This is a genomic window from Aminobacter sp. AP02 (assembly GCF_003148805.1).
In the GTDB taxonomy this organism is placed as follows: Bacteria; Pseudomonadota; Alphaproteobacteria; order Rhizobiales; family Rhizobiaceae; genus Aminobacter.
In genome coordinates, this window is record NZ_QGGX01000006.1 from 145465 (window position 1) to 162471 (window position 17007).

A 17007-nucleotide genomic window follows, 5' to 3' on the forward strand; every position below is an offset into this window, starting at 1 on the left:
CCGATGGATGTCTCAGGCGTCCGCGTCGCGTTTTTTAACGTCAAAGTCATGGATATTTCGACCGGATCGGGCCGCCGTCCAACTCCGGTTCCCAAACGGATTCCGGCAGAAATTTTGAGATGATCGCCCTCGCAGCCCGCAACGAACAGACGACCGTCGCAGCAAGGCTCGCATCACGTAGCGATCTGACCGCCTTCTTCATGAACCTGACCGACGAGATCGGTGCCGACGGCTACATGCTCGTCGCCATCGCCCAGGACCAGGAACGCGACAACCTCCAGATCATTGCCTCGAACTGGATCTATGACGCCATTCAGCTCGCCGGCCACGCACTCATCGCCGGCCTCGCTCAGGGTCCGTTCGCCAGTGCACCAGGCGGCCGGCCGCAGAGCCTTATCGCATCGCAGGCGCCAGGCGTCCTTGGCGGCGAAGAAGCCCGCTTGCTCGACATCCTCGGCCATGCCGAAATCTTCGCCTTGCGCTTGCATGTCGGCCGCCAGCGGCTGTTCGTGCTGTTTTCGGCAGCGGAAGCCGGCCGCATTGATCCGACCGTCATGCCCCGCACCCAGCTCGAATGCTGTTACGCCCTGTCGCAGGCACCAAGCGTGCTTGCAGCGGCAACGCTTCAAGACCCGCTGTCGGACCGCGAGCGCGAATGCCTGTTTTGGGTTTCCGAAGGCAAGACCACCGATGAGGTCGCACTAATCCTCGGCGTGTCGGCCAACACGGTCAACTCCTACATCACCCACGCGATCCAGAAACTGTCGGCCTCCAATCGCGCCATGGCGATTGCGACCGCAATCAGGAGCGGCATCATTTGAGCTACCCCCAGGCAAAGCAGCTAGGCCGCGCGTCCAACTGCGAGCAGGATGCTTCATGCACCAGCCACGCGGCCGCAATCGGCCTGCCGGCCGTCACCCTGGCCGACGCCGCAAAGCGCTGCCGCTGGATCGCCGTCGACCTTGGCGCGCGCGATTTCGCGCTCTGCCTGGCCTCTGCCGACAGCAGCCGCCTTACGCCCTGCTTTGATTCCGACTATCCCAGCACCATGTCCGCCGCACGTCTGCTTGGCGGCGGCATTGGCGAGCACCTGATGCGCCATGCGCGCCAGTCGACGGCACCGTGCTGGTGGGCGGACGACGCCGACACCGCACAGGCGTTCTCGGCCCTGGCCTGGACCAGCCGTATCGAACCGCTCGCGCGAAGCGGCCGCGGCATCGCCTTCCCGGTCTACACCGACCGCGGTCAGGTGGGGCTTTTCATCTTCGCAGGCCCCGAGCTATCCCCCGACCCGCAGTCGCTGCACGACCTTCACGGCCGCTGCTTTGCCTTGTTCGACGCAGTGGCCCGCATAAACGCAACGCAGTCCCGGGAAATGCCGTCGATGTCGCGTCGCGAAATCGAGTGCCTGAAGCTGACCTCGCGGGGATACACCAGCGAAGAGATAGCCAAGCTGCTGAAGCTTTCGGTTCACACCGCCAATCAGTACCTCACCCAGACGACGCAGAAACTCAATGCCGTCAACCGCATGCACGCAGTCGCCAAGGCCTTGCGTCTTGGGCTGATCGACTAAGAGATCAAATCAGGCCACCTTACCCTACCCTAGGCCGCTTGGGCCTGTGACGGCCTGATCATCGCATGCTGGATCGCCGCGGCGAGATATTCGGTATTCTTCTCCGGCTCGGCATCGGGCTTCTCGAACGAGACATAGTGCACCTCGACCGAAGCATTGTTGGCCGTCATCGACAGCTGGAAATAGACCACTGCCCCTTCAGGCCTGAGCTCGAGGTCAAGCACGATCCGGGGGCTGCCCGTCCAGCTGACATGCGCCTCGCCACCCAGCCCCATGCGCAGCGCGCCCGGCATGAAATAGAGTTCCGCAGCTGAATCGACGAGATCGGCGACGTTGGCAAAATGCTCCATCCGGATGAAGGCGACGTAGTCGGCAAGGTCGACGAGGCGCAACTCGCGCACCACCGGCTGGATAGCCGTCGCGACAAGGACTTCACGGGACGAAGCATGCGGCTGATTCTTCATGACTGATTACGCTGAGCCCTGTTTCCGTAAACGATCCGCACCAGTTCGGCGACGGCCTGATAGAACTGCGATGGAATGATACTATCCACCGAAACTTGCTTGTACATGGAGCGGGCAAGAGCCACGTCTTCGAATACTGGAATGCCGTTCTGCTCGGCGATCTCACGGATCTTCAGCGCCACCAGATCTTGCCCCTTGGCGAGCACGACGGGAGCCGCGTCCTCGTTGCGGACATAGCGTAGCGCGATGGCGAAATGGGTTGGGTTGGCGATCACCAGCGTCGCCTTCGGCACCGCTGTCATCATGCGCTGGCGCGCACGGTCGCGGGCGATCGAGCGCAGGCGCGACTTGACGATCGGATCGCCTTCCGACTGCTTCATCTCGTCCTTGACCTCTTGCTTTGTCATGCGCTGCTCCTGGAACCAGTGGAAGCGCGACCACACGATGTCGGCGACGCCGATCACCCCCATGACAAAGACGATCGCCACCAGGATATCGACGGCGATGTCGCGGATAACGCTACCGAAGGCCACCGGATTGGTGATCATGCCGGCAAGCAGTCGCCGATGATCGTCCGACAGGACGAAGTAAAGCACGATCATGACGAAGCAAAGCTTGGCCAGGGACTTCAGGAATTCGGCGAGCCCCTGCGCGCCAAACATGCGCGACCAGCCCTTGGTCAGCGAAATGCGCGAGGCTTGCGGACGGATGCGTTCGCCAACGAATTGCGGAACGTTCTGGACCAGCGATGCGCCGAGCCCAGCGACCACGAGCAACAAGAACAGGCTAGCGACGGCACGCCCGACTTCGACTGCAACCGCCTGGTAGAGCTCGATCACGTCGCGCTCGGTGCCAAGCGGCCAGGCTTCCGGCTTTTCGAGGAAGTTCGACAGGAAGACGCCGAGTTCAGCCACCGAATTGGAGGCGAAAAACACGGTGTAGACCATGATCGCCAAAAATGAGGTGAAGATCGCGACTTCCTTGGAGACCGGCAATTTGCCTTTCTCCATTGTGTCGCGGATCTTCTTCTCTGTCGGGTCTTCTGTTTTGGAGTCTTTATCTTCGTCCGACATCGCTCAGCCGACCCGTTCGGACGGGATCAGGCGGCGTCTTGCGTCGATGGCAATTCGAGGAGACCCTCGTTGGCCATGCGCAATGCCATGGAAGCAATGGATTTGCGGGCGCGTATGATGTCGGCCGCCTGAATGCCTTCCGATCCCTGGCTGAGTTCGGATTCGATCATGCGGCGCGAGCGAGCGCCAATCGACGACAGCACAGCCTCGGCAAGCGGCAAGGCCGTGCCGCGCAGCGCGAGCGTCAGCAGCTCGGTCGACAGGCCATCGAACAGCGCGACACGCGCCTTCTGCGTCATCATCGGAACATCATCGAACGAGAACAGGCGCGCGCGGATGGCATCGAGATCGGCCATGCCCACTTCGCGAAGGTCGTTCATGACTTCTTCCAGCTGCGACTTGTCCAGTTCGTTGAGCACGCTGGCAACGCGCGTCTGTCCGGCAGTGGTATCCTTTTGGGCGCTTTCAGTCAGAACACGCGTACGGATCTGGTTTTCGACCAATCTCGTCGCGGCTTCCGGTACGTTCGCCAGTTCCATCATCCGCTTGATGATTTCACTCCGCTCGGGCTTTTCCATCGTCAGCACCACCTTCGCGGCATAGTTCGGCGCGAGGTTCGACAGGATCATCGCCGACGTCTGCGGATGTTCATTGGCAAGGAAGGCGCCGATCTGCGCGGCTTCGAGCTTTTCGAGCTGCGGCCACACCGGTGGCAAGGTGTCCTTCTTGCCCATGGGCTCACCATTGCCCATGAGCGCATTCATCTCTTCGGGCGACAGGGACTCGTTGAGGATCGTGTCCATCTTGTCGGCAGAATCGAGCAGGCCCGCGCCTTCGGTGAACTCGGCCTCGAATTCGGCAACGATCCGTTCGAGATCGGCCTGCGGAATGGTGCGCAGAAGCCGCGCGCCTTCGATCAGCGCCTTGAGTTCGTCTTGCTTGAAGAACTTGAGCAGCCGGCTCGCCGACGGCTTGCCCATTGCCACCAATATGGCCGCCGCCTTCTGCGGCCGCGTCAGCGTCGCCAGCGTCGTCATTCGGAAGCCTTTCTAGAAGCAAGGGAAAGCACGTTCAAAGTCCTCAGGCGCTCTTTGTCGCCGCAACGATTTCGGTAAGGCGGATGCCGAAACGCGACGGATCGCTTTCGAGCACGGTGATTTCACCGCGCGCGATGCGTCGACCATTGACCACCACGTCGACCGGCTCGCCGATGCGACGGTCCAGCGCCACGGTCGATCCCTTCTGCAGCGACATCAGATCGGACACCGGCATTTCGGTGCTTCCGAGCACGATCTGCACCTCGACCGGGATGTCGAGGATGACACTGTTGCCGACGCCGGACGGGCGAGCTGCGGCTGCACCAGGACGCTTTTCTTCTTCGCTCAGAACCCCACGCAGTTCTTCGATGGCGCGGTTGAGCTGGTCGTCCTCGACTTCGACTTCTGGCTTTTCGACCTCGGGCTTGGGCTGCGCCTTGCTCATCGGTGTTCTCCTTTATGTCGTTCGCGGTGCCGGGCGCTGCTTGGCAGCGCATCGGCTCAACCCGCAACGATTCCTTCAATTATTTCTTCGGTCGCGTCGAAAGGACGCCTGATGCGTACCGTGTAGTTCTGGCCGAGCTTGCCGAACTCGCAGGCAAACAGCGTCTTGCCGCGCGCGGCGATGACGGCATTGGATTGGGTGTCCTCGGCCATTTCGATGACTTGCCCAACCTCTAGGCAGGTCAGGTCGCCGAGCGTCATGCGCCCGAGCGGCATCGATGCTTCGAGCCGCACGGTCGAACGCATCAGTTCGTCGGAAAAGCGCGACCGCCATTCGGTGGTCGGGATCGCCTCGGCTTCCTTTTCGGCCTTGCTGCGGCGATCTTCGATCAGCACGCGTTGCGGCAGGGTCAGGACCAGCAGGCCGCGCGACACGGCCGTCGAGATCGACAGCGTGATGCGGGCGGAAGGCCCGTCGCGAAACACATGCTTCTTCATGACGGTGCCCGTCATCGCCTCTGGCACCGGCAGCTTCACGCCGACGCCGCCATCGGGGCCTTGCGCGTTCATGGCGCGCGCCACGTCCTGGAAAACCAGGGTCGCGACACTTGTCTCGATAGACGACAGGTCGCGGTCGATCGGCGCGACGTCGCGGCTCGGATCGCCGCCGAACATGATATGCACCAGGATCGCCAGCGCCTGCGGATCAAGCGTCATCACCAGCCCGTCCGGAGACGTCTGGGTCATCGCGACCGACATGGCCTGGTTGCTCTTGCCGGCCTTGGCGTCAGCCATGCGGGCAAGCTTGACTTCCACCACTTCGACGAAGATCTGTTCGGGCAGCACTTCGCTCAGCAGCTTGGCAATCAGCGGCGATGAACGTTCGGCAAGGCGCCTGGCAGCCGAATGCACTTTGGCCGGCTCGCCGGTGTCGCCCAAAATGCGCTCGATCACGAGGTCCCGCGGTTCCGCCGGGCTTGCGGTGGTGTTCATGGCTTGCGATGCCCTTTGTCAGCGTCCCGCATCGATCAGGCCGCCTTCTTTTCGATGCTGCCAGCGTTCAGCGTGCTCTGCTCCACCGCGTCGATCGACGGGCGATCGTAGGACGAGATCGTCTTGCGACCGAACTCGATCGCGACCTGTGGCAGCGAGCCGTTCATGTAGGCAAGCAGCGTCTGTTTCACGACGATGTAGAGCCGGTTCTTCTTTTCGCGCACCGTCTTGACCTTGGTGGCGATTGGATTGACCACCGAATAGGACAAGAAGATGCCGAGGAAGGTGCCGACAAGTGCAGCACCGATAAGGCCGCCAAGGATCTCGGGCGACTGGTCGAGTGCGCCCATCGCCTTGACCACGCCGAGCACGGCGGCGACGATACCCAGCGCCGGCAGGCCGTCGCCGACCGCGACCAGCGCGTGATAGGACTTGAGCTTGTCGGCGCGGATGGTTTGGATTTCCTCGTCCATCAGCGCTTCGATCTCATGCGAACGGGCATTGCCGATGATGATGATGCGGCAATAGTCGCAGATGAAATGCGTCAGGTCGTAGTTTTTCAGCACGGTCGGGAAGGCCTGGAAGATCGGCGAGTCATCCGGGTTGTCGATATGGGCCTCGACTTCCGAACGCGTCTTGGTGCGCAGCTCGCGCATCAGCGAATGCAGCACACCCAGCGTCTCGAGATAGTCCTGCTCTTTCGGCACTGACTGCTTGAAGGCCTCCATGATGCCCCTGCCGGTGTCCTTGACCGTAGTCATGGGGTTGGCGACGAGGAAGGTTCCAAGGGCCGCACCGCCGATGATGACGAGTTCCCAAGGCTGCATCAGGACGTTGAGGTGTCCGCCCATCGCCATGAATCCACCGAGCACACAGCCCAGCGTCACGACGAGTCCGATCAGAATGCCCACAAGCCGGTCCTTCCGCATTCAAAGCACTTAGGCGGACACAGATAGCTTGCGTGCCTTGTGTGAGGCTTGAAAGTACGCAGCCAAATGATTCAGCCTCGCGCAAGCATTTGAGCGTAGCCTTCCCCGACTATCCTGCGGCGGAAGGGCTATTGTCATGCTCAATACCTATACAAGCTACCACCTGATCGCGAGGGACATCGGCAAGGCAATCGGCCGTGTCGAGTCTCAGCCCACCGTCGAGCGCGAGACCGAGTATTATCTAAAGAACATCAAGAACGTGAAGTCGATCGACGAGTTCGTCAAGAACGACCGTCTGTTCAAGTACGCCATGAAGGCACACGGCCTGCAGGATATGGCCTACGCCAAGGCATTCATGGTCAAGGCGCTGAAGGAAGGCATCACCGACAAGGACAGCTTCGCCAACAAGCTGACCGACAAGCGCTATGCCGAGTTCGTCAAGAGTTTCAACTTCGCCGAACTCGGCGCGCAGGCAACCACCTACAACAAGGCCCAGCAAGGTGCCGTCGATCAATACCTGATCAAGGTGGAACTTGCCGGACTCGATCCCAAGTCGGAAGCCGTCCAGAAAGAGGTGAAGTACTACCTCGACAACATCGTCAAGGTGAAGTCCGCCAAGGATCTCCTGGGCGACGACAGGCTGTACGCCTTCGCCATGAACGCCTTGGGCATCGAAGCTTCGATCCCCAACAAGGACATGATGGAGAAGGTCCTGGCAGGTGGCGTTCGCGACCCCAAAAGCTACGCCAACCAGATGACGGACAAGCGCTACGCCGCATTCGCCGCTGTCTACAATTTCGAGGCCTATGGCGAAACGGCCACGACCACCAACCCCTCCCAACGGCCGTCCGTCGACAAGTTCATGCGCCAGACGCTGGAGGAAAATGCCGGCAAGGACAATGAAGGCGTGCGCCTCGCGCTCTATTTCGAACGCAAGGCATCGACTATCACCAGCTTCTACCAGGTGCTCGCCGATCCGGCACTCGCCAAGGTCGTGCGCACGGCGCTTGCCCTGCCCGAATCCTTCGCTGGCGCCGATATCGACCGCCAGGTCGCTCTGTTTGAAAGCAAGCTCAAGGTCGAGGACTTCTCCGATCCCAAGAAGCTCGGCGAATTCATGAAGCGCTTCACCAGCCTTTGGGAAATCAACAACCCCAGCTCACCGGTACAGGCCTCCGTCGGCGTGCTTTTCGGCGGGTCGCCCGCCGCTGGAGTGTCGACCGACCTGCTGTTTGCCATGCAGAAGCTGAGGTTCTAAGGACATCATGCAAAACGGTCTCTACGTCGCCCTCTCGGCCCAGGTTGCGCTTGAAAAGCGCCTCAACACCATCGCTGACAACGTCGCCAACGCGTCCACCGTCGGCTTCCGCGCCACAGGCGTGAAGTTCGAGGACGTCGTCTCCGGCCTCGGCCAGAAGTCGGTGTCCTTCACCTCGCCAGGCGACACCTATCTTTCGACCCAGCATGGCGGCATGCGTGAAACCGGCAATCCGTTCGACTTCGCTATCCGTGGCGGCGCCTGGTTCGGCATCGACACGCCAGCGGGCGTGGTGATGACCCGCGACGGCCGCTTCTCCATGACCCAGGACGGCCAGCTCGTCTCCGTCGAGGGCCACCCGGTGCTCGACGCTGGCGGCGCGCCGATACAGCTCGACCCACGTGCCGGCCCCCCGACTGCGGGCGCCGACGGCGCGCTGCGCCAGGGTGATCGTCAGGTTGGCGCCATCGGCCTCTACGATTTCGACCCCGGCGTGAATTTCGTCCGCTACGGCAATTCGGGCGTCGTGCCGCCGACACCGCCCCAGCCGATCGTCGACCGCATGGACGCAGGCATCGTCCAGGGCTTTGTCGAGGAGTCCAACGTCAATCCGATCAAGGAAATGACCAAGCTGATCATGGTTCAGCGCGCCTTTGAAAACACAGCCGCCCTGATACGCCAGAACGAGGCTTCCTTCTCCGACGCCATCAAGACGCTCGGCTCGAAATAAGTGAGCACGTCCCTGACCGCCATCCGCAACGGGCCACAGCCGGTGCACGACAACCGGCTTGAAGCGCTCGAACGCATCCAACACCGTTTTGCCGATGATCGCCTGCTGGTCAGACGTGGCGGACAGGTGAGGGAAATCGCTCCGACGCACTACAAGGTCGGCGGACTGTCCGCGAGCGCGCGGCTTGGCGACATCGTCGAGCATCGCGGCCATGGCCGCAACCGTCGGGGCGAGATCGTTCAGATCGCCCGAGACGAAGTACTGGTCGCACCTTACGAAAGCAGCGGCGAGGTCGGTGTCGGCGACGCCGTCTTCACCCGTGGCCCCATTTCGATCACCCCGCATCCGAGCTGGCGCGGCCGAGCCATTGACGCTCTTGGCCGCCCCATCGACAACGGCGGGCCGCTGATCCGCGATGGCAAGCAGGACGCCGCCGAAGCCGTGCCGCCCGCGGCACTGGCGCGCCAGCGCGTTGAAACCGGTTTCAATACAGGTGTCCGCGTCATCGACATCTTCACCCCGCTCTGCTTCGGCCAGCGCATGGGCATCTTCGCCGGCTCCGGGGTCGGCAAATCGACGCTGCTTGCCATGCTTGCCGGGGCCGATGCTTTCGACACGGTCGTCGTCGCCCTGATCGGCGAGCGCGGCCGCGAAGTCCGCGAATTCCTCGAAGACACGATCGGCGCCGCTTCCATGGCCAAGACGGTCGCCGTCGTTGCCACTTCCGACGAGAGCGCGATGATGCGCCGCCGCGCGCCCGACACCGCAATGCGCGTCGCCGAGCATTTCCGCGACCGTGGCGACCGGGTGCTTCTGGTGCTGGATTCGATCACCCGCTTTGCTCATGCGTTGCGCGAGGTTGCCATCGGCGCCGGCGAACCGCCGGTCGCGCGCGGCTATCCCGCGTCAGTCTTCACCGACCTGCCCAAGCTGCTCGAACGCGCCGGCCCCGGCATGGAAGGCACCGGCTCGATCACGGCGATCATCTCCGTGCTCATCGACGGCGACGACCACAACGATCCGGTCGCCGATTCCGTCCGCGGCATCCTGGACGGCCACGTTGTGCTCGACCGCTCGATCGCCGAACAGGGGCGTTATCCGCCGGTCAATCCCCTGGCATCGATCTCGCGTCTGGCCGGCAAGGCCTGGACCCCCGAGCAGCGCCAGCTTGTCAGCAAGCTCAAGGCACTGATTTCACGCTTCGAGGACACGCGCGACATCCGTCTGCTCGGTGCCTACCAGCCCGGCGCCGACGCCGATCTCGATCTGGCGGTACGCCAGGTTCCCGTGATCTACGAGGCATTGGGCCAATCACCAGCCGATGGACCGTCGCTCGACCCGTTCTCCGATCTCGCACGCCATCTGAAAGCCAAGGATAGAGCCAATGTTCAGGCGGAATGACCCGGCAAGCGAGTTCCTCGAAATGATCGGGTGCAAGGACAAGCCGCGCACGCTGCTGCAGCGCCTCGGCTTGAGGCGCGGGCCGCTTACCATCACCCCAACGCGCGAAAAGCGCGATCATCGAAGCGACTTTGTCATCGCAGGGCTGGGCATTGCGCTCGGGCTCACCTGCGCGCTGTTTCCCTGGTACATCTTCTTCAACCAGGACAAGTTCGGCATCCGGGCGATGAAATTTTCCGGCGGCGGCCAAAACGAACAGCCGATTCCGCTGGCACTGGGCCAGCAGGTCGAACGGGTCGGCGCCCCAATGTCGGTCGAAGACATTCCGCCGATGAAGCTCGACCTGTTCGCCACCGGCTCGCTTCGCTCCGACAAGGACGATGCTGTTGGGGTTCCCGGCATAGCCGAACAGCCCTTCCCCGGACCTAAGATCGAATTCAAGCTCGTTCACATCGCCAATGGTCGGGCGATGGTCGAAGATGACGCCGGTGTCTGGGTTGTCCAGCGCGGCTCCGTTCTGCCCGACTCTAGCCGTGTCGCCTCGATCGAACAGCGCGACGGCAAATGGGTGCTCGTCACCTCCCGCGAAGAGGTCTTCCAGGTCTCGCGTTGAGCGGTTCCGGCTTCCGGCTTCCGGCTTCCGGCTTCCGGCTTCCGGGAATGGAACAGGCGCCCAGGGCCGCCGCGCAAGGCCCGCGCAAGACTGAGGCAATAGTGTTTGGAAATCTGCTCGGAGATTTCCATGGACCCCGTCAACCTGTTCGATCTGGCCGCCCAGCAGGCACGCTGGCTCTCGGTGCGTCAGAACACCATCGCCGGTAACGTCGCCAACGCCAACACGCCTGGCTATCGCACCAACGAGATAGAGCCGTTCGAGCGCGTGCTTGATCGTTCACGTGTTGCCATGGCATCGACCCAGACGGGCCACCTCACCGGCGGTGCCACCGAGGCCGGCTACGCTGTCAAGCCTGAACAGCCCAGGCACGCGGTCCTGCCCTCCGACAACACTGTCGCCGTCGAAGACGAGTTGATGAAGGCCGGCGAAGTTCGCCGCTCCTTCGAGCTCAATACCGCCATCGTCAAAGCCTTCCACCGCATGATCATGCTCAGCACGAAGGCCTGACAGGAATGGATCCGCTCGTCTCAGCCCTCAAGGTCGCGGGCTCCGGTCTCGGAGCCCAGTCCGAACGCCTTCGCATCGTTTCGGAAAACCTTGCCAACGCCCAGTCGACCGGCAACACGCCCGGCGCCGACCCCTATCGCCGCAAGACAGTCAGCTTCGCCGCCGAACTCGACCGCGCGACCGGCGGATCGACGGTTGAGATCGCCTCGATCGGTCACGACCAGTCCGCGTTTCCGCTGGAATTCCAGCCCGGCAACGAGGCAGCCGACGCCAACGGCTACGTCAAGATGCCCAACGTCAATGTCATCATCGAAATGGCCGACATGACCGAAGCCAACCGTTCCTACGAAGCCAACCTGCAAGTCATCAAGCAGGCGCGCGACCTAATTTCCATGACCATTGACCTTATGAGGAGCCAGTCATGATCGGCAGCATCAGCCCAATCGGCACGCAGCTACTGAGCAAGCCGACAAGCGTCGCGCCCGAGGCCGGCGCAGCTGCGTCCGGTACAGTCGCCCAGTCCTTCGCCGCGGCCCTTTCGGACGCCGCCGCGCAGGCCCATGCCACGTTGCGTCAGGCAGAGCAGCTTTCGCTCGATGGCCTCCAAGGCAAAGCCGACACCCGCCAGGTTGTCGACGCGGTGATGAGCGCCGAGCAGGCGCTGCAGGCGGCTGTCGCGATCCGCGACAAGATCGTCACAGCCTATCTCGAAGTCAGCCGCATGGGCATCTGAGGAACATCCCGATGAAAGCGCTTGCCATCGCCGCGACGGGTATGAACGCCCAGCAAACCAATCTCGAGGTGATCGCGAACAACATCGCGAACATCAACACCACCGGCTACAAGCGCGCCCGCGCCGAATTTTCCGACCTGCTCTACCAGGTCGACCGTTTGCAGGGCGTGCCCAACCGCGCCAATTCGGCGATCGTGCCGGAAGGCGTCGCCATCGGCCTCGGCGTCAAGACGGCGGCAGTCCGCAACGTCCACATCCAGGGCGGCCTCACCAGTACAAGCAACGAATTCGACCTCGCGCTATCGGGTAAAGGCTGGTTCCAGGTCGAGGGTGCCGACGGCCAGACGCTTTATACCCGCGCCGGCTCGTTCAACAAGAACGCCACCGGCCAGCTGGTCACGGTTGACGGCTTCAACGTCATCCCGGCAATCACCGTGCCGCAGGATGCGGTCGAGGTCATCGTCAACAATTCCGGCCAGGTCTTTGCCCGGATCGACGGCCAGGCGGCTCTCCAGCCGCTTGGCGACCTGACGCTCGCCAATTTCGCCAATGAGGCAGGTCTGATGCCGCTCGGCGACAACCTCTTCCAGGAAACCGAAGCCTCCGGTGCCGCCAATGTCGGCGTACCAGGCGATCCGGGCTACGCCACGATCAAGCAGGGCTATCTGGAAAATTCCAACGTCGATCCGGTCAAGGAAATCACCGAGCTGATTTCGGCCCAGCGCGCTTACGAGATGAATTCCAAGGTCATCCAGGCTGCCGACGAGATGGCCGCCGTCGTTTCCAAGAATATCCGGTGAAGATCATGCGGCGACGGAACGCCCTCCTCCATATCCGCGCGGCGGCACTCGCGTTCGCCATGCTTGGCAGCGCAGCGATGGCTGCCGAGCAGGAGGTCGTGCTCGTTCCCAACCGCGTCATCTATCCGGGCGAGACAATTGCCTTGTCCTCGCTCAAGGAAGTCACCCTCAAGCCGGGCAGGGTTCGTCCCGACGCGGTTGCGACGCTTGCCGATGAACTCGACGGCCGGATTGCAAAGCGTACGCTACTGCCTGGCCGCTACATCCCCGTCAACGCGCTGCGCGAGGCCTGGCTGGTCGACCGCGGCGCTTCCGTGCAGGTCGTCTTTGCGACTGGCGCGCTATTGATCTCCGCTGCCGCGGTCACGCTTGAACCGGGCTCGGCAGGCGACGTCGTAAAGGTGCGCAACATAGACAGCGGCAAAGTTCTCTCAGGCACGATCATGGCCGACGGCTCGATCCGTGTGGGTGCAATATGATCCGCAGACTGTTGCTTGCGGCAGTCGCCGTACTTGGCCTCCAGAGCGCTCATGCCGACGGTCCAGACGGCGTTCCCGCCTCCGAACTGGCCAAGCGCAGCGGCAAGGGCGACGATGCCTTCGCGAACCTCGGCGATGGGGGGAAGCAGACCACGCTCAACAGCGGCGGCGCCAATCTCATCAATGTGCGCGTCAAGGATGTCGCCTCTCTACAGGAATCCCGCGACAACCAGCTTGTCGGCTACGGTCTCGTGATCGGCCTGCCGGGCACCGGCGACAGCCTGCGCAACTCGCCCTTCACCGAGCAGTCGATCCGCGCGATGCTCGAAAATCTGGGCATCGCCTCGGAAGATGGTCGCCTGCGCGTCAAGAACGTCGCTGCGGTCGTCGTCACTGCCAACATGCCGGCGTTCGTCCAGTCCGGCGCCCGCATCGACGTCAACGTCTCGTCGCTCGGCGACGCCACCGCGATCTCGGGCGGCACGCTGGTGATGACTCCGCTCAAGGCGCCCGACGGCGAAATCTACGCCGTCGCCCAAGGTTCGGTGATGGTCGGAGGGTTCGCGGCCCAGGGCAATGCGGAAAAGGTCATCCAGGGCGTGCCCACTGCAGGACGTGTTCCCAATGGCGCTATCGTCGAGCGCGAGGTCAAGGCCCGCTTCGGTGACGAGAACGTTCTGACGCTGCAGCTCTTCAACCCGGATTTCTCGACTGCCGTCCGCATCGCCGACGCCGTCAACGACTACGCCCGCCACCGTTTCGGCAAGCGCGTCGCCGGCGAGCAGGATTCGCGTACCGTCGTCATCCGCAAGCCCGAGGGCATTTCGACCGCACGCTTCTATGCCGAACTCGAAAACCTGATGGTCATGTCCGACACTCCCGCGCGCGTCGTAGTCGACGAACGCACCGGTACCATCGTCATCGGCAACGAGGTCAAGATCTCGCGCGTCGCCATCAGCCACGGCACGCTCACCGTGCGCATCACCGAACAGCCACGCGTCGTCCAGCCCGAACCCTTCGCACGCGGCCAGACCGCCATCGAGGACTACACCGTCATCGAGACGGAGCGCCCGGACTCGAAACTGGCCATGCTCGACGGTCCCGACCTGCAGACGCTGGTCGCCGGCCTCAACCGCCTCGGCGTCAAGCCGGACGGCATCATCGCAATACTCCAGGGCATCAAGTCGGCCGGCGCGCTGCAGGCCGATCTGGTGGTGCAGTAAGCCATGGCCATGACCGCAAGCCTTCTCCAGACGTTCCGCAGCCAGGCCCTCGCGGCCGCGGCACTTGCGATTATCGCTACTCACGGCGGCTCGGCCCATGCCGAACAGCTGCTCGTTCAGGGCACCCCGACGCAGGTCATGCCGCGTGAGGTAAAGCCTCAAATTTCGTCCGAGCACACCGCGACAATCCCGCCAAACACGATCGAGCCGAGTGAAGTCGAACGCTTCTGCTCCAACATAGCCGACGCAGCCCGCGACCGCCGCTACGCGCTTCAGGCCGAGGAACTGAGGAAGCTCCAGGCAGAGGTCGACAAGCGCATCGCGCTGCTCGAGGAACGACGCACCGAGTACGAAACCTGGCTCAAGCGTCGCGAGGTCTTCCTTGCCCGCGCCGAGGAAGGCGTCGTCCAGATCTATTCGCGCATGAAGCCCGATGCTGCGGCCGAGCGCCTGGCGGTGATGAATGTCGATCTCGCCGCAGCCATCCTGATGAAGCTCGACGCGCGCAAGTCGAGCGTCATCCTCAACGAGATGGAAAGCAACTCGGCTGCCGAACTCACCCGCATCATGGCAAGCGCATCCCGCCGGGAAGACCCAACATGATTAGAAAAGCCCTCCTCGCAGCCTCGCTCGCCAGCCTCGCCGGCTGCGCCACCGACCTGAAGGAAATCAACAAGGAGCCGACGATGTCGGCGGTCGGTTCCGGCATCGAGGACGGCAGTTCGTCGATGTACCGCTATCCTGAATCGCCCTCGGCACCGCCCAAGCGTTTTTCGCTGTGGCAGGACAAGCAGAGCCGCCTGTTCACCGACCCGCGCGCGCTGCAGGCGGGCGACATTCTCACCGTCAGGATCGAGATCGACGACAAGGCGCGTTTCAAGAATGAGTCCGAGCGCCAGCGCACGTCCAGCCGCGGCCTCGGCATGGGCCTCGATCTCGAATGGGACGGGGCCGGCACCAGCGGCTCGGCCGACGCAAACATCGACTCGAAATCCAAGTTCACGGGTGACGGTGCCACTGCCCGCTCGGAAAAGCTGAACCTGCTCGTCGCCGCGGTCGTCATGGAAGTGCTGCCCAATGGCAACATGATGATCCGCGGATCTCAGGAGGTCCGCGTCAACGCCGAACTGCGCGTGCTGACCATCGCCGGCATCGTGCGCCCGACCGACATCGGGCCGCACAACACCATTCCATATGAGCGCATCGCCGAAGCCCGCATCTCCTATGGCGGACGTGGCCGCATCACCGAGGTACAGCAGCCGCCATACGGCCAGCAATTCCTCGATCAGGTCCTCCCGTTCTAGGTCCGGTCATGACAGCAATGGAACAGTTCTCCCCCCAAAAGCCCGGACCATCGTTGGTCGTCCAGATCGGCATCCTGCTTATGATGACCTCAGCGGCCATCGGCATGGGTTGGGTGTCCGGCGGCTACCTCAGGGGCGAAGCCAAGCCAGCCGAGCAGGCTGCCAGCGAGGCAGCAAAACCAGGCGCTCCGGCTAAAGCCAGCACCGATCATGGCAACGCCTCCCTGGCCGCTGCCACGGTAGTTCAGCTCCCCACCATCACCGCGAACCTCGCCGCACCCGACACGATGTGGGTCCGCCTCGAGGTCTCGCTGGTACTCGACGCGCCGCAGCCGCCCGAACTCGCCGTTCGCGTCCATCAGGACCTGGTTGCCTTCGTGCGCACGCTCAGGATCCATCAGCTCCAGGGTGCCAGTGCTTTCCGCCACCTCAAGACCGACCTCGACGAACGCGCCGCTGTCCGCAGCGACGGCCACGTCAAGGAAGTGCTGATCAGAACGTTGTTGTTCGAATGAAAAAATTCCTGGCCACCGCAGCCATCCTCGCGAGCACGGCCATGCCCGCGAGCGCACAGCAGCTTGACCTGAGTGCACTCGGCAACACTGACGGCGCCACCATCGGCTACATCATCCAGATGTTCGGGCTGCTCACCGTCTTGTCGGTGGCGCCCGGCCTTTTGATCATGGTGACGAGCTTCACCCGCTTCGTCATCGCGTTTTCGATCCTGCGCACCGGCATCGGCCTGCAATCGACGCCCGCCAACCTGATCCTCATCTCGCTGTCGCTGTTCATGACCTTCTACGTCATGGCGCCGACTTTCGATCAGGCCTGGCAAAACGGCGTCAAGCCGCTGATGGACAACCAGATCAACCAGACCGAGGCGGTCGAGCGCATTTCAGATCCGTTCCGTACGTTCATGATGCGCAACGTCCGCGACAAGGATTTCAACCTGTTCGCCGACCTCGCCCGCGAGCGCGGCCAGACCGTTTCGGAAGACAAGGTCGACCTGCGCATCCTGGTTCCGGCCTTCATGATCTCGGAAATCCGCCGTGGTTTCGAAATCGGATTCCTGATCGTCCTCCCGTTCCTGGTCATCGACCTGATCGTCGCCACCATCACCATGGCCATGGGCATGATGATGTTGCCGCCCACCGTCGTGTCGCTGCCTTTCAAGATATTGTTCTTCGTGCTCATCGACGGCTGGAACCTGCTCGTAGGCTCCCTGGTACGATCATTTACTTAGAGCACCGCGAGTCCTCGTGAGGGCTCGCAAGAAACTGCCATTTTCGAACCAAATGCATCTAACCGCAGCCCAAAGGCGCGCTGCGGTTGCATTGCATGGGCTCGTGCACGCAAAATCACAACATATCAACAGCTTAATGCGGCATTAACTGTACCGCTTACGCCTTTGGTAGGAACTCTCCGCCAGATTGCCCGGCATGG

At 62.6% G+C, this 17007-nt stretch carries 22 protein-coding genes; 16 read left to right on the forward strand and 6 right to left on the reverse strand.

All coding sequences use genetic code 11. The annotated features are described in order from the left end of the window. The first annotated feature begins 119 nt into the window (after window positions 1-119). Complete coding sequence (locus C8K44_RS09615; RefSeq protein ID WP_109575557.1) at window positions 120-821, forward strand: helix-turn-helix transcriptional regulator; 702 nt, start codon at window positions 120-122, stop codon at window positions 819-821. Continuing rightward, window positions 818-1573 carry a LuxR C-terminal-related transcriptional regulator gene (locus C8K44_RS09620; protein WP_199227062.1) on the forward strand — a complete coding sequence of 252 codons (756 nt, stop codon included), beginning with the start codon at window positions 818-820 and terminating at the stop codon, window positions 1571-1573. Before C8K44_RS09615 ends, C8K44_RS09620 begins: the two co-directional genes overlap by 4 nt. A gap of 29 nt (window positions 1574-1602) precedes the next feature. Here the strand turns inward: C8K44_RS09620 and C8K44_RS09625 are convergent, their stop codons facing one another. From C8K44_RS09625 to motA, 6 genes are read right to left on the reverse strand one after another with little or no spacing between them, the layout of a single operon-like run. After that, complete coding sequence (locus C8K44_RS09625; protein ID WP_109575558.1) at window positions 1603-2037, reverse strand: hypothetical protein; 435 nt, start codon at window positions 2035-2037, stop codon at window positions 1603-1605. Continuing rightward, a complete protein-coding gene (gene flhB, locus C8K44_RS09630; RefSeq protein WP_109575559.1) occupies window positions 2034-3110 on the reverse strand; it encodes a flagellar biosynthesis protein FlhB in 1077 nt (358 codons plus the stop codon). The genes C8K44_RS09625 and flhB overlap by 4 nt, the downstream gene beginning before the upstream one ends. Window positions 3111-3136: 26 nt before the next feature. After that, window positions 3137-4147 (reverse strand): flagellar motor switch protein FliG, encoded by a 1011-nt coding sequence (locus tag C8K44_RS09635; RefSeq protein ID WP_109575560.1) that lies wholly within the window; start codon window positions 4145-4147, stop codon window positions 3137-3139. A 43-nt stretch (window positions 4148-4190) separates the two neighbouring features. After that, entirely contained in the window at window positions 4191-4592 is a 402-nt protein-coding gene (gene fliN, locus C8K44_RS09640) for a flagellar motor switch protein FliN (RefSeq protein WP_109575561.1), read from the reverse strand. Window positions 4593-4648: 56 nt separating this feature from the next. Then, window positions 4649-5584 carry a FliM/FliN family flagellar motor switch protein gene (locus tag C8K44_RS09645; RefSeq protein WP_109575562.1) on the reverse strand — a complete coding sequence of 312 codons (936 nt, stop codon included), beginning with the start codon at window positions 5582-5584 and terminating at the stop codon, window positions 4649-4651. Window positions 5585-5619: 35 nt separating this feature from the next. Continuing rightward, window positions 5620-6495, reverse strand: a complete 876-nt coding sequence (gene motA, locus C8K44_RS09650; protein WP_109575702.1) for a flagellar motor stator protein MotA — start codon at window positions 6493-6495, stop codon at window positions 5620-5622. Between the two features lie 154 nt (window positions 6496-6649). Here motA and C8K44_RS09655 point away from each other — a divergent pair, with 154 nt between their 5' ends. The 14 genes from C8K44_RS09655 to fliP all read left to right on the forward strand — a co-directional run bounded on the left by C8K44_RS09655 (window position 6650) and on the right by fliP (window position 16807). Next, window positions 6650-7771 (forward strand): DUF1217 domain-containing protein, encoded by a 1122-nt coding sequence (locus tag C8K44_RS09655; RefSeq protein ID WP_109575563.1) that lies wholly within the window; start codon window positions 6650-6652, stop codon window positions 7769-7771. Window positions 7772-7778: 7 nt separating this feature from the next. Beyond that, entirely contained in the window at window positions 7779-8501 is a 723-nt protein-coding gene (flgF, locus tag C8K44_RS09660) for a flagellar basal-body rod protein FlgF (protein ID WP_109575564.1), read from the forward strand. Next, complete coding sequence (gene fliI, locus C8K44_RS09665; RefSeq protein WP_109575565.1) at window positions 8502-9902, forward strand: flagellar protein export ATPase FliI; 1401 nt, start codon at window positions 8502-8504, stop codon at window positions 9900-9902. Beyond that, window positions 9886-10515 carry a hypothetical protein gene (locus tag C8K44_RS09670; RefSeq protein ID WP_109575566.1) on the forward strand — a complete coding sequence of 210 codons (630 nt, stop codon included), beginning with the start codon at window positions 9886-9888 and terminating at the stop codon, window positions 10513-10515. The genes fliI and C8K44_RS09670 overlap by 17 nt, the downstream gene beginning before the upstream one ends. Before the next feature lie 129 nt (window positions 10516-10644). Next, the gene (gene flgB / locus C8K44_RS09675; protein WP_109575567.1) at window positions 10645-11025 is read left to right on the forward strand and encodes a flagellar basal body rod protein FlgB; all 381 of its coding nucleotides are present in this window, start codon (window positions 10645-10647) and stop codon (window positions 11023-11025) included. 5 nt (window positions 11026-11030) lie between these two features. After that, window positions 11031-11450: a flagellar basal body rod protein FlgC gene (gene flgC, locus C8K44_RS09680; RefSeq protein WP_109575568.1), complete on the forward strand. Its 420-nt coding sequence runs from the start codon at window positions 11031-11033 to the stop codon at window positions 11448-11450. Then, complete coding sequence (locus C8K44_RS09685; protein ID WP_109575569.1) at window positions 11447-11758, forward strand: flagellar hook-basal body complex protein FliE; 312 nt, start codon at window positions 11447-11449, stop codon at window positions 11756-11758. The genes flgC and C8K44_RS09685 overlap by 4 nt, the downstream gene beginning before the upstream one ends. A gap of 11 nt (window positions 11759-11769) precedes the next feature. Continuing rightward, on the forward strand, window positions 11770-12558 hold the full coding sequence (gene flgG, locus C8K44_RS09690) for a flagellar basal-body rod protein FlgG (protein ID WP_109575570.1): 789 nt from the start codon (window positions 11770-11772) through the stop codon (window positions 12556-12558). A gap of 59 nt (window positions 12559-12617) precedes the next feature. Further along, entirely contained in the window at window positions 12618-13037 is a 420-nt protein-coding gene (flgA, locus tag C8K44_RS09695; RefSeq protein WP_245417442.1) for a flagellar basal body P-ring formation chaperone FlgA, read from the forward strand. Beyond that, window positions 13034-14260 carry a flagellar basal body P-ring protein FlgI gene (locus tag C8K44_RS09700; protein WP_109575571.1) on the forward strand — a complete coding sequence of 409 codons (1227 nt, stop codon included), beginning with the start codon at window positions 13034-13036 and terminating at the stop codon, window positions 14258-14260. The genes flgA and C8K44_RS09700 overlap by 4 nt, the downstream gene beginning before the upstream one ends. A 3-nt stretch (window positions 14261-14263) precedes the next feature. Next, on the forward strand, window positions 14264-14863 hold the full coding sequence (locus C8K44_RS09705) for a MotE family protein (RefSeq protein ID WP_109575572.1): 600 nt from the start codon (window positions 14264-14266) through the stop codon (window positions 14861-14863). Then, the gene (flgH, locus tag C8K44_RS09710) at window positions 14860-15564 is read left to right on the forward strand and encodes a flagellar basal body L-ring protein FlgH (RefSeq protein ID WP_109575573.1); all 705 of its coding nucleotides are present in this window, start codon (window positions 14860-14862) and stop codon (window positions 15562-15564) included. Before C8K44_RS09705 ends, flgH begins: the two co-directional genes overlap by 4 nt. An 8-nt stretch (window positions 15565-15572) precedes the next feature. Further along, the gene (locus tag C8K44_RS09715) at window positions 15573-16079 is read left to right on the forward strand and encodes a flagellar basal body-associated FliL family protein (protein WP_109575574.1); all 507 of its coding nucleotides are present in this window, start codon (window positions 15573-15575) and stop codon (window positions 16077-16079) included. Continuing rightward, window positions 16076-16807: a flagellar type III secretion system pore protein FliP gene (gene fliP, locus C8K44_RS09720; RefSeq protein WP_109575575.1), complete on the forward strand. Its 732-nt coding sequence runs from the start codon at window positions 16076-16078 to the stop codon at window positions 16805-16807. Before C8K44_RS09715 ends, fliP begins: the two co-directional genes overlap by 4 nt. Window positions 16808-17007 lie beyond the last annotated feature (200 nt).